General features: G+C 45.3%; 24 protein-coding genes. 2 read left to right on the top strand and 22 right to left on the bottom strand.

Going from position 1 to position 22,231, the window contains the following annotated elements; translation table 11 throughout:
• Window positions 1-19: 19 nt before the first annotated feature.
• The 6 genes from atpE to upp all read right to left on the bottom strand — a co-directional run bounded on the left by atpE (window position 20) and on the right by upp (window position 5,857).
• Window positions 20-226, bottom strand: coding sequence for a F0F1 ATP synthase subunit C (gene atpE / locus AE2B122_RS06690; RefSeq protein WP_095219335.1), 207 nt, complete (start codon window positions 224-226; stop codon window positions 20-22).
• A gap of 34 nt (window positions 227-260) precedes the next feature.
• Window positions 261-995 carry a F0F1 ATP synthase subunit A gene (atpB, locus tag AE2B122_RS06685; RefSeq protein ID WP_095219334.1) on the bottom strand — a complete coding sequence of 245 codons (735 nt, stop codon included), beginning with the start codon at window positions 993-995 and terminating at the stop codon, window positions 261-263.
• A 21-nt stretch (window positions 996-1,016) separates the two neighbouring features.
• Entirely contained in the window at window positions 1,017-1,388 is a 372-nt protein-coding gene (locus AE2B122_RS06680; RefSeq protein ID WP_095219333.1) for an ATP synthase subunit I, read from the bottom strand.
• Between the two features lie 442 nt (window positions 1,389-1,830).
• Window positions 1,831-4,014, bottom strand: coding sequence for a S8 family serine peptidase (locus tag AE2B122_RS06675; RefSeq protein WP_175073444.1), 2,184 nt, complete (start codon window positions 4,012-4,014; stop codon window positions 1,831-1,833).
• Window positions 4,015-4,080: 66 nt separating this feature from the next.
• Window positions 4,081-5,241, bottom strand: a complete 1,161-nt coding sequence (gene wecB / locus AE2B122_RS06670) for a non-hydrolyzing UDP-N-acetylglucosamine 2-epimerase (protein ID WP_175073443.1) — start codon at window positions 5,239-5,241, stop codon at window positions 4,081-4,083.
• Complete coding sequence (gene upp, locus AE2B122_RS06665; protein WP_095268293.1) at window positions 5,228-5,857, bottom strand: uracil phosphoribosyltransferase; 630 nt, start codon at window positions 5,855-5,857, stop codon at window positions 5,228-5,230. The genes wecB and upp overlap by 14 nt, the downstream gene beginning before the upstream one ends.
• A gap of 595 nt (window positions 5,858-6,452) precedes the next feature.
• Between upp and AE2B122_RS06660 the strand changes: the two genes are divergently transcribed.
• On the top strand, window positions 6,453-6,746 hold the full coding sequence (locus AE2B122_RS06660) for a hypothetical protein (RefSeq protein WP_175073442.1): 294 nt from the start codon (window positions 6,453-6,455) through the stop codon (window positions 6,744-6,746).
• An 89-nt stretch (window positions 6,747-6,835) separates the two neighbouring features.
• On the opposite strand, the gene glyA is transcribed toward AE2B122_RS06660, so the two are convergent.
• Genes glyA through AE2B122_RS06635 form a run of 5 tightly spaced genes read right to left on the bottom strand, consistent with a single transcriptional unit; the run spans window position 6,836 to window position 11,099 of the window.
• The gene (gene glyA / locus AE2B122_RS06655) at window positions 6,836-8,071 is read right to left on the bottom strand and encodes a serine hydroxymethyltransferase (RefSeq protein ID WP_175073441.1); all 1,236 of its coding nucleotides are present in this window, start codon (window positions 8,069-8,071) and stop codon (window positions 6,836-6,838) included.
• A 47-nt stretch (window positions 8,072-8,118) separates the two neighbouring features.
• Window positions 8,119-8,658 carry a TIGR01440 family protein gene (locus AE2B122_RS06650; protein WP_175073440.1) on the bottom strand — a complete coding sequence of 180 codons (540 nt, stop codon included), beginning with the start codon at window positions 8,656-8,658 and terminating at the stop codon, window positions 8,119-8,121.
• Window positions 8,659-8,673: 15 nt separating this feature from the next.
• Window positions 8,674-9,114, bottom strand: coding sequence for a ribose 5-phosphate isomerase B (gene rpiB, locus AE2B122_RS06645; RefSeq protein ID WP_038564056.1), 441 nt, complete (start codon window positions 9,112-9,114; stop codon window positions 8,674-8,676).
• Window positions 9,068-10,444, bottom strand: coding sequence for a methyl-accepting chemotaxis protein (locus AE2B122_RS06640; RefSeq protein WP_175073439.1), 1,377 nt, complete (start codon window positions 10,442-10,444; stop codon window positions 9,068-9,070). Before AE2B122_RS06640 ends, rpiB begins: the two co-directional genes overlap by 47 nt.
• Window positions 10,445-10,493: 49 nt before the next feature.
• Complete coding sequence (locus tag AE2B122_RS06635; protein WP_175073438.1) at window positions 10,494-11,099, bottom strand: low molecular weight protein arginine phosphatase; 606 nt, start codon at window positions 11,097-11,099, stop codon at window positions 10,494-10,496.
• Window positions 11,100-11,214: 115 nt separating this feature from the next.
• Here AE2B122_RS06635 and AE2B122_RS06630 point away from each other — a divergent pair, with 115 nt between their 5' ends.
• A complete protein-coding gene (locus tag AE2B122_RS06630) occupies window positions 11,215-11,715 on the top strand; it encodes a hypothetical protein (RefSeq protein ID WP_175073437.1) in 501 nt (166 codons plus the stop codon).
• A 35-nt stretch (window positions 11,716-11,750) separates the two neighbouring features.
• Here AE2B122_RS06630 and AE2B122_RS06625 read toward each other — a convergent pair whose 3' ends face one another.
• The 11 genes from AE2B122_RS06625 to fsa form a co-directional block, all read right to left on the bottom strand.
• On the bottom strand, window positions 11,751-12,770 hold the full coding sequence (locus AE2B122_RS06625) for an L-threonylcarbamoyladenylate synthase (protein WP_369679041.1): 1,020 nt from the start codon (window positions 12,768-12,770) through the stop codon (window positions 11,751-11,753).
• 69 nt (window positions 12,771-12,839) lie between these two features.
• On the bottom strand, window positions 12,840-13,208 hold the full coding sequence (locus AE2B122_RS06620) for a hypothetical protein (RefSeq protein WP_095219323.1): 369 nt from the start codon (window positions 13,206-13,208) through the stop codon (window positions 12,840-12,842).
• Between the two features lie 63 nt (window positions 13,209-13,271).
• Entirely contained in the window at window positions 13,272-13,898 is a 627-nt protein-coding gene (gene spoIIR, locus AE2B122_RS06615; protein ID WP_095219322.1) for a stage II sporulation protein R, read from the bottom strand.
• Between the two features lie 115 nt (window positions 13,899-14,013).
• Window positions 14,014-14,898, bottom strand: a complete 885-nt coding sequence (prmC, locus tag AE2B122_RS06610; protein WP_245840366.1) for a peptide chain release factor N(5)-glutamine methyltransferase — start codon at window positions 14,896-14,898, stop codon at window positions 14,014-14,016.
• The gene (gene prfA / locus AE2B122_RS06605; RefSeq protein ID WP_175073436.1) at window positions 14,879-15,949 is read right to left on the bottom strand and encodes a peptide chain release factor 1; all 1,071 of its coding nucleotides are present in this window, start codon (window positions 15,947-15,949) and stop codon (window positions 14,879-14,881) included. The genes prmC and prfA overlap by 20 nt, the downstream gene beginning before the upstream one ends.
• A gap of 45 nt (window positions 15,950-15,994) precedes the next feature.
• Entirely contained in the window at window positions 15,995-17,020 is a 1,026-nt protein-coding gene (locus AE2B122_RS06600; RefSeq protein ID WP_175073435.1) for an SDR family oxidoreductase, read from the bottom strand.
• 41 nt (window positions 17,021-17,061) lie between these two features.
• Window positions 17,062-17,631 carry a thymidine kinase gene (locus AE2B122_RS06595; RefSeq protein ID WP_095219319.1) on the bottom strand — a complete coding sequence of 190 codons (570 nt, stop codon included), beginning with the start codon at window positions 17,629-17,631 and terminating at the stop codon, window positions 17,062-17,064.
• A 186-nt stretch (window positions 17,632-17,817) separates the two neighbouring features.
• Window positions 17,818-18,063, bottom strand: coding sequence for a type B 50S ribosomal protein L31 (locus tag AE2B122_RS06590; protein ID WP_038564035.1), 246 nt, complete (start codon window positions 18,061-18,063; stop codon window positions 17,818-17,820).
• A 133-nt stretch (window positions 18,064-18,196) separates the two neighbouring features.
• On the bottom strand, window positions 18,197-19,483 hold the full coding sequence (rho, locus tag AE2B122_RS06585) for a transcription termination factor Rho (protein ID WP_095268287.1): 1,287 nt from the start codon (window positions 19,481-19,483) through the stop codon (window positions 18,197-18,199).
• A gap of 489 nt (window positions 19,484-19,972) precedes the next feature.
• The gene (locus AE2B122_RS06580; RefSeq protein ID WP_095219317.1) at window positions 19,973-21,259 is read right to left on the bottom strand and encodes a UDP-N-acetylglucosamine 1-carboxyvinyltransferase; all 1,287 of its coding nucleotides are present in this window, start codon (window positions 21,257-21,259) and stop codon (window positions 19,973-19,975) included.
• A gap of 62 nt (window positions 21,260-21,321) precedes the next feature.
• Window positions 21,322-21,963 (bottom strand): fructose-6-phosphate aldolase, encoded by a 642-nt coding sequence (gene fsa, locus AE2B122_RS06575; protein WP_095268286.1) that lies wholly within the window; start codon window positions 21,961-21,963, stop codon window positions 21,322-21,324.
• Between the last annotated feature and the right edge of the window lie 268 nt (window positions 21,964-22,231).

Below are 22,231 nucleotides of genomic sequence, written 5' to 3'. Positions count from 1 at the left end.
AGTACTTGCGATAGGTGAATTACATTACCATGAACGCGATAACTAGGGCGAAGATAGGAATAACCTCTACTAGTGCGACACCAATGTACATTGTAGTTTGAAGTTTTCCAGCAAGTTCAGGCTGTCTAGCGATCCCTTCTACTGTGCGGCTAACGATTAGACCGTTACCAATACCTGCGCCTAGTGCGGCTAAACCAATTGCAATTGCAGCTGCTAATGAACTCATGTTTAAATTTCCTCCTTGTATTTAAAAACTAAATTTAATGTGCTTTTGAAACTTTGTGCGACATGTAAACCATTGTCAGCACTAGGAATATATAAGACTGGATTGTCCCGATGAAAAGACTGAAGCCCTGCCATGCGATCATTGGCACGAATGCCAGTATTGTCGTAAATGGCGGGTTAACGCCAGCCAGAGACTCCCCAATCAAGGATAACAATACTTCCCCTGCGAAAATGTTACCGAAAAGACGTAATCCAAGTGTCAGTGTATTCGCAGCTTCCTCAATAAGGTTCAATGGAAGCAGGAATGGCACCGGACGAATGTAGCCCTTGAGATATTCTTTTCCGCCAAGAATCTTGACACCATAGAAGTTGGTGAGCAAGATGACCATCACTGATAATGTTAGTGTGGTTGCTGCATCGGATGTCGGTGATTTCCACCAAAGATTATGGTCTTCACCCACGACAACCATGATGATGACACCAAGCATGTTACTCACAAAGATGTACATGAAGAGCGTCAGACCGAGCGGCAGGAATTGTTTGCCTGTTTTCCAGTCCATTGCGTCGCCAATCACTTTCTTTACGAAGTCAACTAGCATCTCCATCACGTTCTGGAAAGCACGAGGTCTGCGCTGCAGGTTCCTGCTGCCCATTACACAAAGGATAAAGACGATAACAGAGGAGATGATGGTCATCAGAGATGTCGACAAGTTGAAGTCGAGCCATTCGATACCGAATGCATTATTCCACATTGGTGATCCGTGATTCAATTAATTTCACCTCTTTCATTACTAGTCTTTTAAACTCGTGAAGAAACTATCTATAAAGATAATGATGTAGCCAGCAGCTAAACCAATAACTACTGCAATAAGATGGAAATAAGCGTCAAAACGAAGTGCGAGCATCACAGCTAGCACAGACGCTGCCATGCGGGAAAAGGTGCCTAAGGCTGGTATTCTGCCATGTGTAGCGACAGATTCAGTGAACTGTCTGATCTTCCGTTGAAGAAGCCACACGGAGAAGAAGCTGACTGAGGCTCCAAGAAACAAGCCGAGGAAAATGCGCTGGTACGGAGTGAACCCCGCCCCAAGCATCAAAAGTGCCAGTAAATATAGCATCCATTTGAGTTGTCGTGCATGGATCATCTTATTGACTTGCTGCATCTTCATTACTCCCATGCGTGTAAGACGTACATTTACTGCTTATACTTATGTATGGAAAGCGGTAAATACGGAAAGATGGATCAACCTGCAAACCACATAAAGTACATATAATTGCTTGTCCACTATTGTTCTTTCGTTGCGCTGGTGTTTTACATGATCTGTAGGGACGCTGCGCGCAAACCACGCCTCACTTATGATACAAGCTGCCCACCTCACGCAATTTATAGAATACAATAGGCCTCTTCGCGGTGTCAATACAAGATTGTGAAATAAATTACAAAGTTAATAATTACCTTCCACAACAACATTGGATGCGCTTCCACGAAAGCAATTAAGCAAAGGACTATCCGTTATTAAACGCATAGGCCTCCGCTTACTATTATATAGGATAATCAGCTGTTCATATATGACAATTCTGTGACATATAATTCACTTACCTGTACTATTTCACGAGCATCTGGTCTGACAAATAGAGTGGCAGCTCTGTACTCACATACTTTCCATCATTCATACGGAGTTGAATCAAAGCGAGATAGACTCCCGGTTTTCCAGCTTCCCTCTTGCTCATGCTGCCCTCCAGCAGCCCTGCATCCACTTGTTTTTTGGTTAGGAGCTGTCTGTTATAAATAAGTGTGTCTGGGTCATACAAGTCGATTCTAAGTTCAGCTACACCTTCAGGCAAATAGATTTGATAGTGGTAGGCACCTTTTCTGTTAAGCGGTTTCCATTCCATTTCGAGTCCCATTGCCTTCGGATAATCTGCGTTCTTTAAGAGGAACAAGTAAGGAAGATGTACTTTTTGTTGGCCAAATCGGGCCGAGAGATACCCTTGGTGTACACCAGCTTCCTGTATATCAGGATTGACAGAGATACTGATATTTAACCGTTCCGTTTCATGCGGAGAAAGTTCCACTGCCATTGGCACCTTCCAGCGTATACCGCTCACTGCTTTCGGCTGATCGAATTGCAGCTTTTGCCTGACGTTACTTACATTGTGGACAGTAAGTACATATTCTGCATCTTGCTTTGAATCGATCTTGCCAAACCGCAGCAGCGGGTTTTCAATAATGACGGGTGTGGAGATTGCTTTGGACGGCTGCATTTTCCCCATACCTTGCTCAATTGGATCATAAGGCTGATCGTTGGGCTTCTGGAGCAGCTGTGCCGTTGTAAGCAGTGCACCAATCTGCTGCTCATCAGTCCATTCTGGATGAGCTTCTTTAACAAGTGCCAGCGCTCCTGCCACATATGGTGCCGCCATACTTGTGCCCTGAAGAGCCTGATAGCCGGATTGGGGTACGGTACTCCATACAGGTGCGCCAGGTGCCGCTATCTCTGGTTTGATGGCCCAGTTTCTCGTGACCGGGCCTCTCGAACTGAAAGCTGCCATCCTATTTTGAAGCTCGACTTGTTTAGCCGACAGTTGAGCGGTCTTCTCATTTTTAAGCAGCCATAGCCCAACCTGCCTTGTAACGGCTGCAACCGGGATAGAAACTGGCTTCCCGCCATCCTGGATGGAGGCTTCCAAAGGGCCGCTCCCATCGTTGTAAATGAGTACAGCAGCAGCATTCGCTCGCTCCGCTATTCTAGCTTTCTCAGCAAATGGTATTTTTCCTCTTTTGAAGAGGACGATCTTGCCTGTTGCATCCGGAAGCTGCTTTTCTCCGGTACCGCCATCCATAATCGGCAATGATCGACGCTGCTTCCACTCAACCGCTCCTTGAAGCGGCAGAATCGGAATCATTTTTTTATAAAAACGCTCATATAGTACTGCTGTTTTTTGCGGCGTAGTAACAGCTCCGACAGACAAGGCTTTCGTTGCAGTAGCAGGGGAACCGACTGTCCAGTTGGCCGGGCCTTCATTTCCGTTCGCTGTCACCACACTCACGCCCATCTCCACTGCTTTATTAACTGCTAGACTTGTCGGCCAATCCGGCCCGTTCACAGAGCTTCCTAAAGACAAATTGATAATATCCATTTTATCTTCAACCGCTTTTTCAATAGCCGCAATTACTTGAACGGATGTTCCTGTGCCTCCTGGTCCCAGTGCCCGATAGCTAAAGATTTCAGCATCCGGAGCTATACCTTTCATTTTGCCATTGGCACCGATAATACCAGCAACATGCGTCCCATGAATTGTCGCTTCTCCCTCTTCTGGTGTTGTCTCCATCGGATCGTCATCCCAGTCGACAACATCAAACCCACCTTTGTAATTCTTTTTCAAATCAGGATGGGTGTAATCAATCCCAGTATCGATGACACCGACTTTAACCCCTTTCCCGGTAACACCCGCTGCACTTGTCCCGAGGAACTCCTGCGTCACAAATGGCACTTCCGTTCTTTTTGTTTCTGCTTTATAGGTATGTACCTGATGGATATTCAGCAGATGGCTGTGCTGAGACAGTTCATCCAGCTGCGCGTCCGTTGCGCGCAGCGCCAGTCCTTGGAACAAGGTGTCGAATTCATCCACGATCTCAATGAACGGATAATGCATCTCCAAATACTCCCGATAGGCAGATACGTCGCCCTCCAGTTCTATAATAACCGTCCTCTGCTCGGCTGCTTTTACCGGCTGAAAACCGATTATGATAAATACACTTATAAACAGTAAACTAAATCGCTTCACAGCCTCTCCCCCTTGTGCCATTAGGATGCACGAGTGAAGATTCCCTATACAAAAAAACCAGCTGCCCTATTTGGGGTCAGCTGGTTGGAAAGGTACAGACGGCTGTGATTGTAAACCGAAATAATATTGAAGATAATCGGCAATACGAATCGAAGCTTGTCCATCTCCATAAGGATTGGACGCTTGTGACATTTCTTTATGTGCTTGTTCATCACGAAGAAGCTTGTCTGCCATATCAAAAATAGTTTTTTCATCTGTACCGGCAAGTTTCAGTGTGCCGGCTTGAATTCCTTCCGGTCGTTCTGTCGTATCGCGCAGTACGAGCACAGGTACTCCGAGTGACGGCGCCTCTTCCTGGACACCGCCGGAATCTGTCAGAATCAAGTATGCCTGGGAAGCAAAGTTATGGAAATCAATCAGCCCTAGCGGCTCGATCAATTGAATTCTATCATGGTTCCCGAGGATACGATTCGCTATGTCACGCACTGCTGGATTCAAGTGCACCGGATAGACGATCAGTGTGTCCGGATGTGCATCTGCAATTCTTCTGATGGCAGTAAACATATGCTCCATGTTCTCACCAAGATTCTCCCGACGATGAGCAGTGACAAGCACTAAACGTCTGCCGGCAGCTTGTTCCAGAATGGGATGCTGATAATTCGGGTCGACAGTAGTCTGCAAGGCATCGATCGCTGTATTACCTGTTACGGCAATCGTTTCTACATTCTTATTTTCATCAAGTAGATTCTGCCGAGCTTGGACAGTAGGTGAGAAATGAAGGTCCGCTATTACTCCAGTCAGCTGACGATTAAGTTCTTCCGGAAACGGTGAATACTTGTTCCACGTGCGTAATCCAGCTTCCACATGTCCGACAGGGATCTGGTTATAGTAAGCCGCCAGTGATGCTGCAAAGCTAGTTGTCGTGTCCCCATGTACAAGCACAATATCTGGCTTTATCTCCTGATACAGCTCGTCCAGCCCTTCCATCACCTTTGTGGTGATATGTGCCAGGCTTTGCCGTGCTTTCATGATATTCAAGTCATAATCAGGTTTGATATCAAATATGCTAAGTACTTGATCTAGCATTTCCCGCTGCTGTGCAGTTACCGCAACAATCGTTTCGAACTTCTCTGAACGCTTTTTCAATTCAAGCACAAGAGGCGCCATCTTGACTGCTTCAGGACGTGTCCCAAAGACAAGCATGACTCTTTTTTTACTTAGTGCCATACAAACGATCCCCAGCATCGCCAAGACCTGGTACGATATAACCGTGATCATCAAGTTTTTCATCCATTGCAGCTAGATAAATATCTACATCCGGATGTTCTTCCTTGATCACTTCCACGCCTTCAGGAGCAGCGATTAAGCACATTAGACGGATCTGTTTCGCGCCGCGCTTTTTCAGAGAGTGGATAGCATCATTGGCAGATCCACCTGTTGCAAGCATCGGATCGATAACAATCAATTCACGTTCTTCAATATCAGATGGGAGTTTGATATAGTACTCCACTGGCTGCATTGTTTCCGGATCTCGGTACATGCCGATATGTCCGACACGCGCAGCAGGAATCAGGCGCAGGATACCTTCTGTCATACCAAGACCTGCACGCAATATCGGCACAAGTCCGATTTTTTTACCAGCAAGTACCTTCGTTTTCGCTTCTACGACAGGTGTCTGAATCGTTGTCTCTTCCATCGGCAGATCACGTGTGATCTCAAACGCCATAAGCGCCGCAACCTCATCCACCAACTCACGGAACTCCTTCGTACCTGTATTCTTATCACGTATGTACGTAAGCTTATGCTGAATTAACGGATGATCCAAAACAAAAACATTACCCATTTCCGAACACTCCCTCTAAAAATATTCAAATCTTTAATAGTATACAGAAGATATAGGCAAAAGAAAAGGGACAATACGAAAAGCGTAAGTGACCGGTAAGAAACGGAGCTAGACACCAACGAAAAGCGGAAAAGACCACTTGAGGCTGGTACAAACCGAGTCCTAGAGGCGGACGGAGTCGCTCCGGCAGAATACTCCGCTTTCCTGCTGGCGGCTGGTGAGCCTCCTCGTGCTTTGCACTCCGGGGTCTCACCTAGGCCTTCATCCCGCGGGAGTCTCCGTATTCTGCCTGCGCATATCGAGTGTATTTTCCGTATAATAGAAACCTGCTTCAACATATCTATTACGCTCATCCCTAATCGATTAATGATTTCCCCTAAAGTTCGTAATTCCAATAAGCTAAAATTCTTTTTATTTAGCCTCTTTCTGAATCAATTCAAAATAGAAAGAAGATTAATTATCGAATTTTCATAATTCAGACATAGTTCATGTTATATTGGGAGTGCGCATTCGCTTCCAGTTAAATGGAATTCGCGAACTAATTTGAAGAGATCGTTACATTGTTCAAGTAAATTTAAGGAGGGTCTATCGCTATATGAGTGCAATGATTGTAGTTCCATTGTTCTTTATTGCCGTATATCTTTTAATCAGCTTTTTCAGAAGTAAGGAATCTAAAAGTGCTAAAGGTGCAATGGTACAATATAAAGCAATGAGTTACTCAGCAGTTGTTTTCCCTATCGGATGGGTAATTATTGAAGTATATCGGCGTCTCATTCAACCCGTTCCTCTAGAAACGTATCGTGATTTCATGACGATGCTATTGCCAATCATAATAATAGTTTATGGTTTTTCCATATTTCTATTGAAACGAAGTTTAAATGAGTCGTAAGTAATAAAACACAGATTTTCTCCAACCATATCCCAACAAGGTACAATTCACAAAAAAAGACAGCCGCTCACGCGACTGTCTTTCTTCTTTTACTTATAAAGCGGGAAACGATCAGCCAACGCTTTGACGCGGCCTTTCACTTCTTCCAATTTCTCTGTATCATCATGGTGCTTCAACGTTGTAGCGATGATGCCTGCAAGCTCGTCCATTTCCTCAAGCTTAAAGCCGCGAGTCGTGACTGCTGCTGTACCGATCCGCACACCACTTGTGATGAATGGACCTTCTTTATCGAATGGGATCGTATTTTTGTTGGTTGTCACACCGACTTCATCCAATGCATGCTCCGCATCTTTACCAGTAAGACCTAGCTTGCTTACATCAAGAAGAAGCAGGTGGTTGTCTGTACCGCCAGATACAAGACGGACACCTTCTTTTGTCAAACCTTCCGCAAGGCGCTGTGCATTATCAACAATCTGCTGTGCATAAGCTTTGAAATCATTATCCAGGATTTCTTTGAAACTCACTGCTTTCGCCGCGATGACGTGCATCAGTGGTCCACCTTGCATTGCTGGGAAGACAGCTTTATCGATCTGTTTCGCATATTTCTCTTTTGTTAGGATCATACCACCACGTGGTCCGCGCAATGTTTTATGCGTTGTTGTTGTCACAACATCTGCATAAGGAACTGGTGATTGATGTACGCCTGTTGCAACAAGACCTGCAATATGCGCCATATCGACCATAAGATAAGCTCCGACTTCATCAGCGATTTCGCGGAATTTCGCAAAATCGATTTCACGTGGATAAGCACTTGCACCAGCCACAATCATCTTAGGCTTTACTTCAAGCGCTTTTGTACGTACGACGTCATAGTCGAGCTGCTCTGTTTCCTGATCCACACCATATTCCGTGAAGTTATACAGCTTACCGCTGAAGTTCACTGGACTGCCGTGGGTCAAATGTCCGCCATGACTGAGGTTCATACCAAGAACTGTATCGCCTGGCTCCAAAAATGCGAAATAAACAGCCATGTTTGCCTGTGCACCGGAGTGCGGCTGTACATTGGCATGCTCTGCACCGAAGATTTCCTTTGCTCGGTTAATTGCGAGATTTTCTGCTACATCAACATATTCACAACCGCCATAGTATCTGCGGCCTGGATAGCCCTCCGCATATTTGTTTGTGAGTACGGAGCCTTGCGCTTCCATGACAGACTGTGATACGAAGTTCTCAGATGCAATCAGCTCAATCTTGTCGTGCTGGCGCCCTCTTTCGTCTTCGATAGCTTGGAATAGTTCTGGATCATTCGCTTGAATATGTTTCATCGAAACATGCCTCCTCGTGTATTGTTGATGTATGTCGTAGCCGGTGTTCAGTCAGGGTACACAGCTCTTACGCCGCCGATCAGTTTAGGTCTTGTATAAGCAGTATTAATCCGGGCACCGCCGATATACCGCTGCTTGAGACGGAATGGTACTGCAACAGGCTTCAGGTGCATCCCTATCATCGTCTCCCCGATATCTATTCCGGCATCCGCCCGAATATCTTCGACCAACACAGGATCCTCAAACTGCTCATAAGCGCAAGCAGCCATAGAACCGCCGGCTCTTGCAACAGGTTTCGCGGAAACTTCGGTTAAACCGTATTGCCGACTGATATGCTTCTCTACTACAATAGCACGATTTAAGTGTTCACAGCACTGAAATACGAGATTTATGCCAGTTTCTTTTTTCAGCCATTCCAGCTGCTGGTAAAGCAGTTTTGCAATTTCCATATTCCCCGCACTGCCAATCCGCTCACCAGCTACTTCGCTCGTCGAACATCCGATCAAAAATAAGTCTCCCTTATGCATATACCCACAGGAAGCGAGCTCCCTTACAACAGTCTGAATATGATCTGCGATTGCTTTCATGTACACCCTTCTCTTTTACTTGTTTTCGTAGTCCGAGATCTTGTTCACGCGATTCTGGTGACGTCCTGCTGTAAATTCAGTACCGAGCCATGTTTGAACGATTTCGCGTGCAAGCCCTGGCCCGATAACACGTTCCCCCATCGCCAGCATGTTGCTGTCATTATGTTCCCGAGTTGCTTTTGCACTGAATACATCGTGTACGAGTGCTGCACGGATACCAGGTACTTTGTTTGCCGAAATACTCATACCGATACCAGTACCGCAAATAAGAATTCCGCGATCAAATTCGCCGTTCGCAACTCTTTCTGCTGCTGGAATTCCGTAATCCGGATAATCTACAGAACCCTCACAATCACAGCCTGTATCCACAAATTCAATATTCAGCTCCGTCAGAAGATCTGCAATTTCCTTACGAAGATTTACTCCACCGTGGTCTGATGTTAGAATTACTTTCATTTTCTTCATCCTTCCTTCCGAATTCCGCGTGATGCACGGATGCTTGTTGTGTAAATTCGAACTGTTTCATTTGGTCTCTGAGCCTGCCTGCTTGTTCTTCGAGTGAAGCTGATAATTGCTCCAAGTTATGCATGACAGATGCTTGCTCCTGAACGGAGGCACTTACTTCCTGTGCTCCAGCTGATGCCTGCTCAGCAAGCGTTGCTACACCTTTAGACTGATCTGTAACGGAAGCAATTTCCTCCCGCTGCTGCAGGGTTAGCTTGCCAATTTCCTGAATCGACGTAACAACATGTGTAATGGCCGCTGTCATTTCTTCCATGACTACACTGCTTTCGGAGCCTTTTTCTGCCTCACTCCGTGCTAGCGCCAATTGTTCATCAATTTCCGTAACAACTTGTCCAATATTCTGTTGAATCTCTTTGATGTTGACAGAGATATCCTGTGCTGCCTGTCTGCTTTCATCGGCCAGTTTCCGCACTTCTTCGGCCACTACCGCAAAGCCCCGTCCCTGCTCGCCTGCTCGCGCCGCCTCAATCGAAGCATTTAGTGCAAGCAGATTTGTCTGTTCCGCTATATCACTGACAAAACGGATAATCTGTTCGATTTCTGAAGCGTTCTTTTCGAGCTGCTTCACATTGTCGATTGAATGCTCCTGTTTTTCTGCGATCATTTGAATTCCCTGTACCAAGTCCATTACAACTGTCTGTGAACTGTGCAATTTTCCAACCATTCCATGAGATAGTTCCTGTGACTGATCAGCTTTGGTCCGTACATCCTCAGACAAGGCTGTTGCGTTGTCGAGTGACTGCACAATGCTGCCGACCGCGCCTGATGTGGATTGGGCTCCTTCAGCCATCGTCTGCATAATTCCATCAATCTCAATGACTTTTTCAGATGCAGTCATTGTTTCAGACTGGATCTGTTTAGCGTATTGATCATTCGCCTTCGCATTGGCATCAATGTCTGAGATCATTGATTTCAGGTTATGCAGCATCTTTTGAAAAGCACGTGTCAGAGCACCAATCTCATCATTCGAAGGAACAACTTCCCATTCTTCCTCCAAGCTGCCATCAGCAGCTTTGGTTGCAACCTTTTCCAGATCCTTTAATGGCTTCGTAATAAAGCGGGCTGCGGAAAAGGCTAGTATTCCGGTCCACAAGACACCGAGAAATAGGGTAAGAAGAACGAGTACTGGTGCGGCAACATCCCAATGCTGCTGAACAAAGGGATGCACAATATAAATGAACAATGCACTCACACTATAGGTAACTAATGCGAGAACTGTGGCGAAAATCGCCAGTTTGAAACGCAGACTGAAGCTTTTCATGACATAATCCACCATCCATGCTGATATTTTGGTATGAGAGTCTTTTTACCTACTTCTCATTGTGAATCTTTTCTGCCAATTTATCAACATAGAATTCCAATTCCTTCAGCGTCGTCCGGTACACCTCAACAGAACGCCCGAAAGGATCCATTATGTCTGCTGCAGGCATACTTGCCTCGAGCTCCTGAATGTGTGCGATTTCGTGCTGGTGAGCATGCATGAATTCCCTCTGGAGTGTATTAGAATCTCCAGAAAAGCTACTGGCGAATCGAACACGCTTCGTTTCCAGATCAGCATAAGCTTCCTGCAGTGATTTCCAAGCAGCAGCTGCCTCCTGTGAAGCGTATTCCGGCAGTGTATGCAGCTTTTCAGCCGCATGCGGATACTGCTCCAGCAATAATTGTTTATGCTGCTCTGTCATCGTCAGGATCAAATCCGCCCATTCCACACGTTCTCTCGTAACAGGCTTGGATTGATGAGCGAAAAGTACCCCAGCCTCCTCCATGACCATTACCGCCTGATGAGAGGCGGGTGACCCATCATGAGCGAATATACCAGCAGACTGTACCTCCACCTGCGGCAGTCGTTTGCGCACAAGTGCTTCTGCCATCGGACTTCTGCACGTATTGCCAGTACAAACAATTAATAGTTTCATCCAAATTTCTCCTTGCTTCTAAAATGGTGCTACTAGTAGTATACAACAGGTGAGACATTCTTACATCGTCAGAGAAACGGAACCTTTTATGTACCTTTTGTGGAGGTGAGTAAACATGTTTGGAAAGATAGGTATGATGATAGGTATCTTGTTATTTTATTTTTTGAGCGCAATACTGTGTCTATTTCGGGGTAATATTTATCTCTTCCTCTATTCTACAATCTTCATTCCATATTTTGTATTGCTGCCTATTACGTGCCTTGGTGTATGGGCATCTATAAAGTCTTCCCTAAAACAACAGTGGAAACAGTTAATCATATGTGCAGCGGTGACACTTGGTGCGATAATAAGCTTTTGTTTTACATCTACTGATATCCTGGATATCAGACATTATACAAATGACACATTTGAAGAAACGCGAGGAAAAATCGCTTATGTGACCGATGGAGAAGACTACGGCAGAATCGGTCAAACAATTGCTGTAGTGACCAATGATGGCATGGAAGAATATGAATCGTTCCAGTATAGATATGATGCGGATATAGCTGAACAAACTGTGCAAATCACCTATCTGCCTAAAACTGGCTATATCTTATCACTTATCATACTAGAATAGAAAAAGGGAACGTCTTCAGGGACGTTCCCTTCTGCTCATATTCTTCCTATCGCTGCTTTTTCCAGCCGATTCATAATCGCTGCGCCTACTCCATGCTTCTCAAAGCTTTCACAAAGGATGACCGATACATCTGATTTCTTGAAATGTCTGAGCGCATCATACAGATGCTCTGCTACTGTGGAGAGATCTTTTCTTGAGCCGCAGATTTGGATCCGTTCACTCTGCAGCATTTGCGCAAGCTCCTCTGTTGCAATAATACCAACCTTCTCACCCGCTTCAGCTAGCTTGTCCGCATGCTGCTGCATCTCTTCGTCCACCAAATATAGCGGAGCTTCCGGTGCATAATGCGTATATTTCATACCTGGTGCCTTCGGTTTCTCTTTTTCCCCACCAGCAAGTCCAGGGTCCACCATCACTGTTCCGATGACCTCTTGAATTGCTTCAGCTGTCACACCGCCCGGCCGAAGTATGACTGGCACTGCTTCCGTACAGTCAACCACTGTGGACTCCAGGCCGATTCCAGTCGGACCACCATCCATAATTCCAGCAATTCGCCCATCCAAATCATGGACAACATGCTCTGCTTTTGTTGGGCTGGGTCTGCCTGATATATTTGCACTCGGTGCAGCAATCGGTAAAGCTACTTCTTGCAAAAGGCGTAGTCCTACCGGGTGACTCGGTATCCGGATACCAATTGAATCTAGTCCGGCACTGACATTCGGAGCAACCGCTCCTTTACTTTTCAAAATAATCGTTATTGGCCCAGGACTGAATGCCTCTAGAAGTTTATAAGCAACTTCAGGGACGTCCTCGACAAGGTCTTTCAACTGGTCCTTGTCCGCCACATGGACGATGAGCGGATTATCAGAAGGACGACCTTTAGCTTCAAATATTTTCCGGACAGCTTGTTCATTTGTTGCATCAGCGCCAAGACCATAAACTGTCTCGGTAGGAAAAGCAACGGCTTCTCCTTTACTAAGAAGAGACGCTGCCTCCTCCATCGCTTTTTTATCGAAGGACTGCTGTGACACAGTCCAATGCTTCGTTTCCATCATGGATCAGATGCTCCTTTTGCTAAATATCACTAAGAGCTATGATACCATATGGACTGCCAAACCCCAATGTCAGAGCGTCTTCTCCCAAAAGCCTTGCTTCGCTTCGAATCCATACAGAGTCATGAGCTGATCAAGCGTTTCATGGTGGCTGATGAGTCGCAGACTGCTTGCTTCACGCCTCCTCGCTTCGATGCTGGCAAGCTCCATACAAGTTAAGATGATTGTTCCGTTGGCTGGGGGCTTTACGTACATAGAATGTACGCGAAGAGACTGTTCATACTGTTCCAAACAGAAAAAAGCCCGCCATCCTTCTTCCGCCTCTATGATATATCCTTCTTCATATAATTTCTGCTGCTCCATCTTCCAACGAGGCAGGCTATTGCCGAAAAACTCATCCAGCTCAGACAGCTCACATGCTTGAGCAGGTATTAACCGCATAAAAAGTCCTCCCGTCTATTACTAGTTAATAGATTATATGAATGGGAGGGACATAATATGATTTTAGCTAAACCATTCTAATAGAAAGAATTTCACTTTGGGCTTTTCTTCTTCTAATGGAGCTTCCACTGCTACATCCACCGGTTCTGCATCTGCGTTCACTTCCGCTTCTGCTACACTTGTGCCGCTGGAGAAATCCAGAAAGCAAAGCGGCGGGAAGAGCACACACCACCAGTTTTCTCCTTCACCTTCTCCGAGTGTGATCAAGACAGCCTCATACTGCCCTGCCGGATAAAGATAAGATCCATAAAGCTTTGCTGGAAACGAAATTTCATCACTGTATTCTACATTGAACCCCTGGCTTTTTCCTTGCTCATTCAGCACGCGTGCAACTGTCTTCTTTATCTCAGGAAGCTGTTCTTCAATTAGGTCCCGAGCCTCTTCAATATCCGTCATATCCTTCACCCAGCTATTGATCTGGGCATTCACTTCATCACGAATCAGACGCTTCAGCTGCTGATCCGCATCGGTATTACTATTAGCCAGAATACGGAGGCGGATTGCTTCATCCGGAATTTCTTTCACTGCTTGTGAACTATTGCTCACCTGAGCCTCTGTGCCACTTCCCGGATATAAAATATATAAAAATAATAGAACGATTGCAGTTAGGGAAAATAATAGCTTTTTCATATTTGGTACCTCATTTCTTGTGTGTGATGGTACCAGTATGAACAAGCTGGGAGGAATTAAACCTATGAATCTAGTTTTTCAACAAAAAAAGGACTGTGCCTGCAGCACAGTCCTTCTATTTTTGTATCCAAGCAAACACCATACGGTCTTTACCATTTATATCCTGTCTTACTTCTACTTCTGCCGATGGGAACTTCTCCACTATCATATCGCGGACTGCTGTTCCTTGCTGCCAGCCGATTTCAAAGGCAGCAATGGCCGGGAAAGCGAGCACATTCGATAATCCACTGATGATTTCCTTATAAGCTGCGAGTCCGTTATCGTCAGCGAACAGAGCAAGACTTGGATCAAAGTTTTTCACGGTGTCGGTCATGTGCTCTTTATCCACCTCATCTATATATGGGGGATTGGAAACAAGCACATTCACTCGTTTTTCAAGCTGCCGGAGCGGTTCCAGGTAACTGCCTTGCTTTAAGCTGATAGAAGCACCTAATGTGCGGCTGTTGCTTTTGGCAATGAGCAAAGCTCGCTCGGATATATCTGTTGCGATCACTTCAGCTGCAGGAAAAGCAAGCTTCAAAGATGTAGCGATTATCCCGCTGCCTGTACCGATATCAGCAATCGCCAAATCCTGTCCTGCCAGCCTCTTTTGGATCATGTTTTCTACACCAAGTACAAGTTCTTCTGTTTCTGGTCTCGGAATAAGCACATCTCGATTCACATAATAGCGTCTGCCGAGGAATTCTTCTTCTCCTGTCAAATGCTGGAGCGGAATGCCTGTTTCTGCATGCTCTTCTATGTCTTTTCTGAAGGTCGCATAAAGCACAGGATCCATCGCTTCCCTCATATTCATCAGAAGCTCCGTCTTACTGATGCCAAGATGGAACAGCAGCAAAAGCTCTGCCACTCTTTCTTCACGCTGATGCGTTTGCAAAAAAGCCGTGGCCTCCTGCAGTGCCTCCAATATAGTCGGCTGCTGTTTATTCTCCGATTTGCTCAAGTTTCTTCGCCTGCTCTTCCATGATCAGTGCATCGACCACTTCATGGAGCTTTCCTTCCAGAATCTGATCCAGCTTCTGGATTGTAAGTCCGATTCGGTGATCTGTTACGCGGTTTTGCGGGAAGTTGTATGTTCGGATACGTTCAGAACGGTCTCCTGAACCGACAGCAGATTTCCGTGCATCATCGTATTCAGCTTGCGCTTCCTGCTGGAACTTATCATAAATACGAGCACGCAAGATTTTCATCGCTTTCTCTTTGTTCTTGATCTGGGATTTTTCATCCTGCATCGACACAACGATCCCCGTCGGCATATGCGTCAATCGAACCGCAGACATCGTCGTGTTTACACTTTGTCCACCTGGTCCACTCGATGTGAATGTATCCGTTCGAATATCTTTGTCTTGAATGTCTACTTCCACTTCTTCCGCTTCCGGCATAACCACTACAGTCGCTGTCGATGTATGGATACGTCCGCCTGATTCTGTTTCAGGTACACGCTGCACACGGTGAGCACCATTTTCATACTTCAGATTGGAATAGGCATTGGCTCCATTGATCATGAAAATGATCTCCTTGTAGCCGCCAACGCCAGTCGAATTTGCTTCCATCAGTTCTGTCTTCCAGCCTTGCGCTTCCGCGTATCTGCTGTACATACGATACAAATCACCTGCAAATAAAGCTGCTTCATCTCCGCCAGCTGCTCCGCGAATTTCCATGATAACGTTTTTATCATCGTTCGGATCCTTCGGCAGCATCAGAATACGCATCTGCTCTTCCAATTCCAGAAGCCGCGGTGACAATTCTGAAATCTCCGCTTTGGCCATTTCGATGATTTCAGGATCTTTTTCCTCGGCAAGCATTGTCTTAGCGTCTTCTACTTGTGTACTGATATCTTTGTATTCGCGATAAGCTTGTACGACATCAGTCAGTCCTGCTTGTTCTTTGGAAAACTCTCGTAATTTATTCGTATCACTGATCACATCTGGATCACTTAAAAGTTCATTTAGCTTCTCATAACGGTCTTCTAGTGCTTGTAAACGATCTAGCATAGCGACACCTCTTTCCTTGCTTTATTATAGCTTCTGCCGACAAACCTAGCAATTCATGTTAAGTCTTTGGCGAATCTGTTCTGCTGCGCTCTTTTGCACCTCTATAACCCTGTCACAAAACTGGTCGAATTCCGGGTCTAAGCGCTGCCAATCCGGGTGACGCTCGAAATTTTCAATTGCTTCCCTGACTCCTTGGTCAAAGCGTTTTGTCGCCGTGAATGACGGCACGAGCCGTTTTATTTTACTTGTATCGAAGACAGCACATTCCGCCTTATCTCCAAGCAGTGATCCTTGCAGATCCGGTCTGCACATGACGAGGAAATCTGTCGACACATGCACTTTATCTACGCGCTTTCCTAAAGCGTCTCCGATTATGTCATAGATGCTATTCCATGTCAGGACTTCATCAGAAGTGATATGCACTGTCTCTCCAATTGCTGCTGGATTTCCCATCAAACCAACAAATCCTTTGGCAAAATCCGTATTGTGAGTCAAGGTCCAAAGCGAAGTTCCATCACCATGAATGAGAACTGGTTTACCTTGCTTGATCCTCTCCACAATTTGCCAGCTGCCACCTGCGCCATAGAAAGCCACAGGAATCTTTTTATTGCCATATGTATGGCTTGGACGGACAATTGTTATTGGCAGCCCAGTATCTCGATACGAATTTTGCAGCACTTCTTCTGCTTCTATCTTATGCCGGGAATATTCCCAGTAGGGGTTCACGAGCGGCGTGCTCTCCGTTGTCTTATAGTGACGAGGCGGTTTCTGGTATGCAGAAGCGGAGCTGACAAAGATGAATTGTTTTGTCTTATCTGCAAATAAACGGATATCACGTTCGATATCTGATGCTGTAAAAGAAATGAAATCTGCAACAACATCAAACTGCATACCTTGGAGTTTCGCTGCAACTGCTGCTTCATCTGTAATATCGGCTATGATACTTTGACAGCCTTCTGGTACTGGTTTAGATCCGCGATTAAGCAAAAACAGCTCCCATCCTTGTTGTACAGCCAATTCGGTTACTGCTGAGCTAATAGTTCCGGTACCTCCGATAAATAACGCTTTCATCTCTGCCAGTCCCTTCTTTCATTTGTGTAGTTTTATTTCTTTTAAAGAGGCGGATTGGTGTGGCATTTGCGGCATACAGGATAATAGGAGTCATTGCCGCCAATCTGGATCTGATCTCCTGTATACACTGGCTTGCCATCGTCGACCCGCAGGTTCATTGTTGCTTTGCGTGCACAGAACCAGCAGATAGTTTTCATCTCTTCGATTTTATCCGCATAAATGAGCATATAACGGCTTCCTTCGAACAGTTCATTTTGGAAATCATTTTTCAATCCAAAGCCCATGACAGGAATGTCAAATGTATCAACAATTGCCGCCAGTTGGAGCACATGTTCTTTACTTAAGAACTGTACTTCATCAATTAGCACACAATGCGGTGTCGGTTCATGAGATTTGACGATCTCCATGAGATTCGTTTCTTCGAAAATCGGAATGGCTTTTCGTCGTAATCCAATTCTGCTGGAAACATAGCCGACTTCATCTCTTGTATCGATGCCGGAAGTGAAGATAAGAACCGATTTATTTTGTTCCTCGTAATTATTGGCCACTTTCAGTATTTCAATCGACTTTCCACTGTTCATTGCGCCATATTTGAAAAATAATTGTGCCATGTCATTTCTCCTTGTCAAATAAAAAAGATAGTGCCACAGTACACTATCTTTATCCATACTATATCTATCCCACTTATGTATATCTGGATAATCAGTGTACATGTAATGGTAAGCTTTAAAAGGGGTTAGAAGCAGAAAAAACAGGCAAAGGGTGTTTGCCTGTTTTCTTCTTCATATCTTAAGCTATTAGCTCAAGTTGTATTTCTTCTTGAAACGATCTACGCGGCCGCCAGCTTTGTCAGCTTTTTGCTTACCAGTGTAGAACGGGTGAGAAGCTGAGCTGATTTCCACACGAATCAAAGGGTAAGTGTTGCCATCTTCCCATTCGATTGTTTCGTCAGAACTCTGAGTAGAACCAGTCAAGAATTTGTAGTCAGAACTAGTATCTAGAAATACAACTTTGTTATATTTCGGATGGATTTGTTCTTTCATGCGTTAGCACTCCTTTTTGCCCTGAATCCCTTGGAAACAGAGTTTATTGTGAGAGACCGATAACTGTCGTGAAAGCTCACATAACGTGATTATAACAGTCTGTCTAGCCCATTGCAAGAGGAAATCCATGTAATCAGACGCGCTTATTCGTGCCTTTTCGTTTCATATCCTCTTCCATATTCACAAGGAATTCCTCGTTGTTTTTAGATGCTTTCAAGCGGCGCAGGAAGCGCTCAGCAAAGTCATGAGAATCCTGCATTGTCTTGCGGATCGCCCACATTTTATCCAATTGACCTTTCGGGACAAGCAATTCTTCTTTCCTTGTGCCGGAGCGAACCATATCGATTGCGGGGAAGATACGTCTTTCTGCAAGGGAACGATCCAAATGAAGCTCCATATTACCTGTTCCTTTGAACTCTTCATAGATGACATCATCCATGCGTGAGCCTGTTTCGACAAGCGCAGTAGCAAGGATTGTGAAACTGCCGCCTTCCTCGATGTTACGAGCAGCACCGAAGAATCGTTTCGGACGGTGGAAAGCCGCTGGGTCAATACCACCGGAAAGTGTACGTCCGCTTGGCGGAATAACCAGGTTATAAGCTCTTGCAAGACGTGTGATGCTGTCCATCAGCACAATAACATCCTTTTTGTGCTCAACCAAGCGCATTGCGCGTTCCAGTACTAATTCAGAAACCTTGATATGGTTTTCTGGTACTTCATCGAAAGTCGAGCTGACAACATCAACATCCGGATGAACGGAACGTTCGATATCCGTCACTTCCTCCGGGCGTTCATCTACTAGCAGTATAATCAGCTTGGCATCCGGATGATTTGCTGTGATGCTGTTGGCAATCTGTTTCAGCAGCATCGTTTTCCCGGCTTTCGGAGGGGCTACGATCAAACCGCGCTGTCCAAATCCAACAGGCGTCAACAAATCGATGATGCGTGTAGACACTTTGCGAGTCTCGGTTTCCAGTTTCATCTGCTTATCCGGATACAAAGCTGTCAGGGCAGGAAAATGCACACGTTCCTTCGCCACTTCCGGATCTTCATTGTTCACTGCATCCACATGCAGGAGACCGTAGTAACGTTCGTTCTCTTTCGGCGGACGAACCTTACCGGAAACCTTATCACCATTACGTAAATCGAAGCGTCTAATCTGCGAAGCACTGATATAAATATCTTCTGCACTCGGTGCATAATTGATAGGCCGTAGGAATCCGAAACCCTCGGATGGAATGATTTCCAGGATACCGTCCATGAAAAGGAAACCATCCTTTTCAGCTTGCGCTTTCAAAATGGCAAAGATTAATTCGCGTTTCGTTAGTTTCGCATAATAGGAAACGCGGTATTCGCGAGCCATCGCGTAAAGTTCTTTCAATGTCAATGTTTCTAGATGAGAAATAGATAGTTCAGCCACAAAATCACCACACCTATTGTATTTAAGGACTCGTCCTTATCTGTTTGGCTGTTTAATTGATATTTCCTTCATTGGTGCTTCAAACTGGTGGAATCTAGTTCATGCTACTGGTCGTCAATCTTGACCGAAGAGGTTGCAAGGGATTCTGTAAGTCCATGCATAGCACTTGGAAGAAAAGGAAGGATGGTAGTGTATAACTAGAATAGAAGATTATAACTATCATTTTTTACCACAATACAGCTTTTTTAAACTTGCTGCGTTTTTTAGCATAACTAATCATACATTTTCGTACTTGAATATTCAACTGTATTTTTTAAGTGGAACGAAGGAATTTTTATATATAAAAAGACTGGCTAACGCCAGTCTCTGCATCATGAAGGTTTGATGACAAGATTCGATTTCTTTTGCAGGCCATGCCAGCACAGATGAAGAATATCTAGATGTTTTAAAGATACCGACTTCGAGATGGATCGAATTTCCTGCACCCCGTCAAGAGTTCTGAAACTGCTCGACTTCCTGCTCACTCATCTCTTCACGCCAAATGTTAGCACCAAGTGCGAGCAGCTTTTCCGTGATACGCTCATACCCACGATCAATATGCTCCACGCCGGTGATTTCTGTCACACCATCCGCCATTAGTGCAGCGATGATAAGTGCTGCACCTGCCCGAAGATCGCTTGCTTTTACCTTGGCTCCTTCGAGCTTGACAGCACCAGTAACGATGGAGGCTCCACCCTCTACCTTTACTTGAGCGTTCATCCGGCGCAGTTCATCAATGTGCTTAAAACGAGCCTGATAGATGGTGTCCGTTATAACACCAGTACCATTTGCTTTAGTCAAGAGAGCAGTAAAAGGCTGCTGCAGATCAGTCGGGAAGCCAGGATAGACTAGTGTCTTTACATCCACACTATTCAGTCTTGCTCCAGGCCTTACTGTCAGCTGTTCCTCTCCTTCCACGATCTCTACACCCATCTCCCGGAGCTTTGCAAGCAACGACTCCAGATGCTGTGGAATGACATTATCGATAACTACTTCTTCCCCTTGGGAAGCAGCCAGGATTGTATACGTACCAGCCTCAATTCGATCGGGGATGATTGTATGACGGCACCCATGAAGATGATCAACCCCTTCGATACGAATCACATCGGTTCCAGCACCTTTGATCTTTGCACCCATACTCGTTAAAAGCGTTGCTACATCAATGATTTCTGGTTCCTTTGCTGCGTTCTCAATTATTGTCTTCCCTTTGGCTCGCACCGCAGCAAGCATGATATTAATCGTCGCTCCAACACTTGGAACATCCAAGTAAATTCGCGCTCCACGCAGCTCATCCGCTCGCAGATAGATGGCACCTTGCTCATTCGTCACTTTTGCACCTAACGCTTCGAAGCCCTTGATATGCTGATCAATAGGTCGAGGGCCAAGATAACAGCCGCCAGGTAAGCCAATGACTGCCTGCTTGAACCGTCCGAGCATCGCCCCCATGAAATAATAGGAAGCCCGGAGTTTCTTTACTTTTCCGTTCGGAAGAGGCATGGACGTCATTGCGGAAGGATCAATTGTAATCGTCTGATCGGATTTAGATACTTTGCCGCCAATTTCTTCAAGCAAATCACTCAGCGTCTCAACATCTGATATCTCGGGCAGCCCTTCTATCGTTACGGAAGATTCAGCCAGTATAGCAGCTGGCAACAGTGCTACTGCGCTATTTTTCGCTCCGCTGATCTTCACTTTTCCTTTAAGAAGGTTTCCGCCCTCTACTAATATTTTCTGCATAAGGAACTCCTCACATTTAGGATAACAGCAACGTTAGTTTCCTCTATTTTACCATAATTATACTATATACGACTGTTCCAGTCTGCAAGAAATCGTTGGATTCCAGCATCTGTCAACGGATGCTCCACAAGTTTCCGCAGGACATCAAAAGGAACGGTCGCGATATGCGCTCCCTGCTGGGCAGCTTCTGTTATATGAAGCGGATGCCTGATGGAAGCAGCGATGATTTTCGTCTGGATCTTGTGTCGATCGAAAATCTCCGCAATATTACCAATCAGGTCCATTCCACTATGTCCGATATCATCCAGTCTTCCGATAAATGGCGAGACATATGTAGCTCCGGCACGCGCCGCAAGCAATGCTTGGTTCACGTTAAATATAAGCGTTACATTTGTCTTGATATTTAACTCAGATAAAACTTTAACCGCCTTCAGCCCTTCCAGAGTCATAGGAACCTTCACGGTAATATTCGAAGCAATCTTAGCAAGTTCCTTGCCTTCTTCCACCATTTCATCTGCTTGATGTGAAACAACCTCTGCACTGACAGAGCCAGATACTTCTTCGGCTATTTCCCGGAGCCTATCGTGAAACGATACGCCCTCCTTGGCCACCAGTGTCGGATTCGTTGTCACTCCAGACAGCACACCAAGTGCATTGGATAGCTTAATTTCTTCCAAGTTCACAGTATCCACAAAGAACTTCATTTGTTCCACTCCTTAAGTAATTCCGAAGTAGTTTATGCAGGGCTCCCTTATATGGTAAAGGATTGAGTGAGTTTACGGTAAATTTCTTCGGTTTTGGTTTTGTATGCAGGAGATACATTCTCCTGTAAACGAAATAATGTCACTATACAGGTTAAGTTACCGATTTTCTCATTCCTAAACCTTATTAGTTGATGGTCATCCCGCTGAAGAGCCTAAGAAGTATGGTGATAGTATTTTGTCTGTATGTTATGCTGCTTTTTGGTTTTCG

Origin of the sequence: Terribacillus sp. AE2B 122 (assembly GCF_902497585.1) — a bacterium.
Taxonomy (GTDB): Bacteria; Bacillota; Bacilli; order Bacillales; family Amphibacillaceae; genus Terribacillus; species Terribacillus saccharophilus_A.
The sequence above is the reverse complement of the archived record's forward strand: the minus strand, read 5'-3'. Positions and strand labels throughout refer to the sequence as shown.

Excerpts from the sequence above, each read along its gene's own strand:
- atpE (WP_095219335.1), bottom strand. The coding sequence starts at position 226 with ATGAGTTCATTAGCAGCTGCAATTGCAATTGGTTTAGCCGCACTAGGC.
- AE2B122_RS06680 (WP_095219333.1), bottom strand. The coding sequence starts at position 1,388 with ATGCAGCAAGTCAATAAGATGATCCATGCACGACAACTCAAATGGATG.
- wecB (WP_175073443.1), bottom strand. The coding sequence starts at position 5,241 with ATGGCACTAAGTAAAAAAAGAGTCATGCTTGTCTTTGGGACACGTCCT.
- upp (WP_095268293.1), bottom strand. The coding sequence starts at position 5,857 with ATGGGTAATGTTTTTGTTTTGGATCATCCGTTAATTCAGCATAAGCTT.
- AE2B122_RS06660 (WP_175073442.1), top strand. The coding sequence starts at position 6,453 with ATGAGTGCAATGATTGTAGTTCCATTGTTCTTTATTGCCGTATATCTT.
- glyA (WP_175073441.1), bottom strand. The coding sequence starts at position 8,071 with ATGAAACATATTCAAGCGAATGATCCAGAACTATTCCAAGCTATCGAA.
- AE2B122_RS06650 (WP_175073440.1), bottom strand. The coding sequence starts at position 8,658 with ATGAAAGCAATCGCAGATCATATTCAGACTGTTGTAAGGGAGCTCGCT.
- rpiB (WP_038564056.1), bottom strand. The coding sequence starts at position 9,114 with ATGAAAGTAATTCTAACATCAGACCACGGTGGAGTAAATCTTCGTAAG.
- AE2B122_RS06640 (WP_175073439.1), bottom strand. The coding sequence starts at position 10,444 with ATGAAAAGCTTCAGTCTGCGTTTCAAACTGGCGATTTTCGCCACAGTT.
- AE2B122_RS06635 (WP_175073438.1), bottom strand. The coding sequence starts at position 11,099 with ATGAAACTATTAATTGTTTGTACTGGCAATACGTGCAGAAGTCCGATG.
- AE2B122_RS06630 (WP_175073437.1), top strand. The coding sequence starts at position 11,215 with ATGTTTGGAAAGATAGGTATGATGATAGGTATCTTGTTATTTTATTTT.
- AE2B122_RS06625 (WP_369679041.1), bottom strand. The coding sequence starts at position 12,770 with ATGATGGAAACGAAGCATTGGACTGTGTCACAGCAGTCCTTCGATAAA.
- AE2B122_RS06620 (WP_095219323.1), bottom strand. The coding sequence starts at position 13,208 with ATGCGGTTAATACCTGCTCAAGCATGTGAGCTGTCTGAGCTGGATGAG.
- spoIIR (WP_095219322.1), bottom strand. The coding sequence starts at position 13,898 with ATGAAAAAGCTATTATTTTCCCTAACTGCAATCGTTCTATTATTTTTA.
- prfA (WP_175073436.1), bottom strand. The coding sequence starts at position 15,949 with ATGCTAGATCGTTTACAAGCACTAGAAGACCGTTATGAGAAGCTAAAT.
- AE2B122_RS06600 (WP_175073435.1), bottom strand. The coding sequence starts at position 17,020 with ATGAAAGCGTTATTTATCGGAGGTACCGGAACTATTAGCTCAGCAGTA.
- AE2B122_RS06595 (WP_095219319.1), bottom strand. The coding sequence starts at position 17,631 with ATGGCACAATTATTTTTCAAATATGGCGCAATGAACAGTGGAAAGTCG.
- AE2B122_RS06590 (WP_038564035.1), bottom strand. The coding sequence starts at position 18,063 with ATGAAAGAACAAATCCATCCGAAATATAACAAAGTTGTATTTCTAGAT.
- AE2B122_RS06580 (WP_095219317.1), bottom strand. The coding sequence starts at position 21,259 with ATGCAGAAAATATTAGTAGAGGGCGGAAACCTTCTTAAAGGAAAAGTG.
- fsa (WP_095268286.1), bottom strand. The coding sequence starts at position 21,963 with ATGAAGTTCTTTGTGGATACTGTGAACTTGGAAGAAATTAAGCTATCC.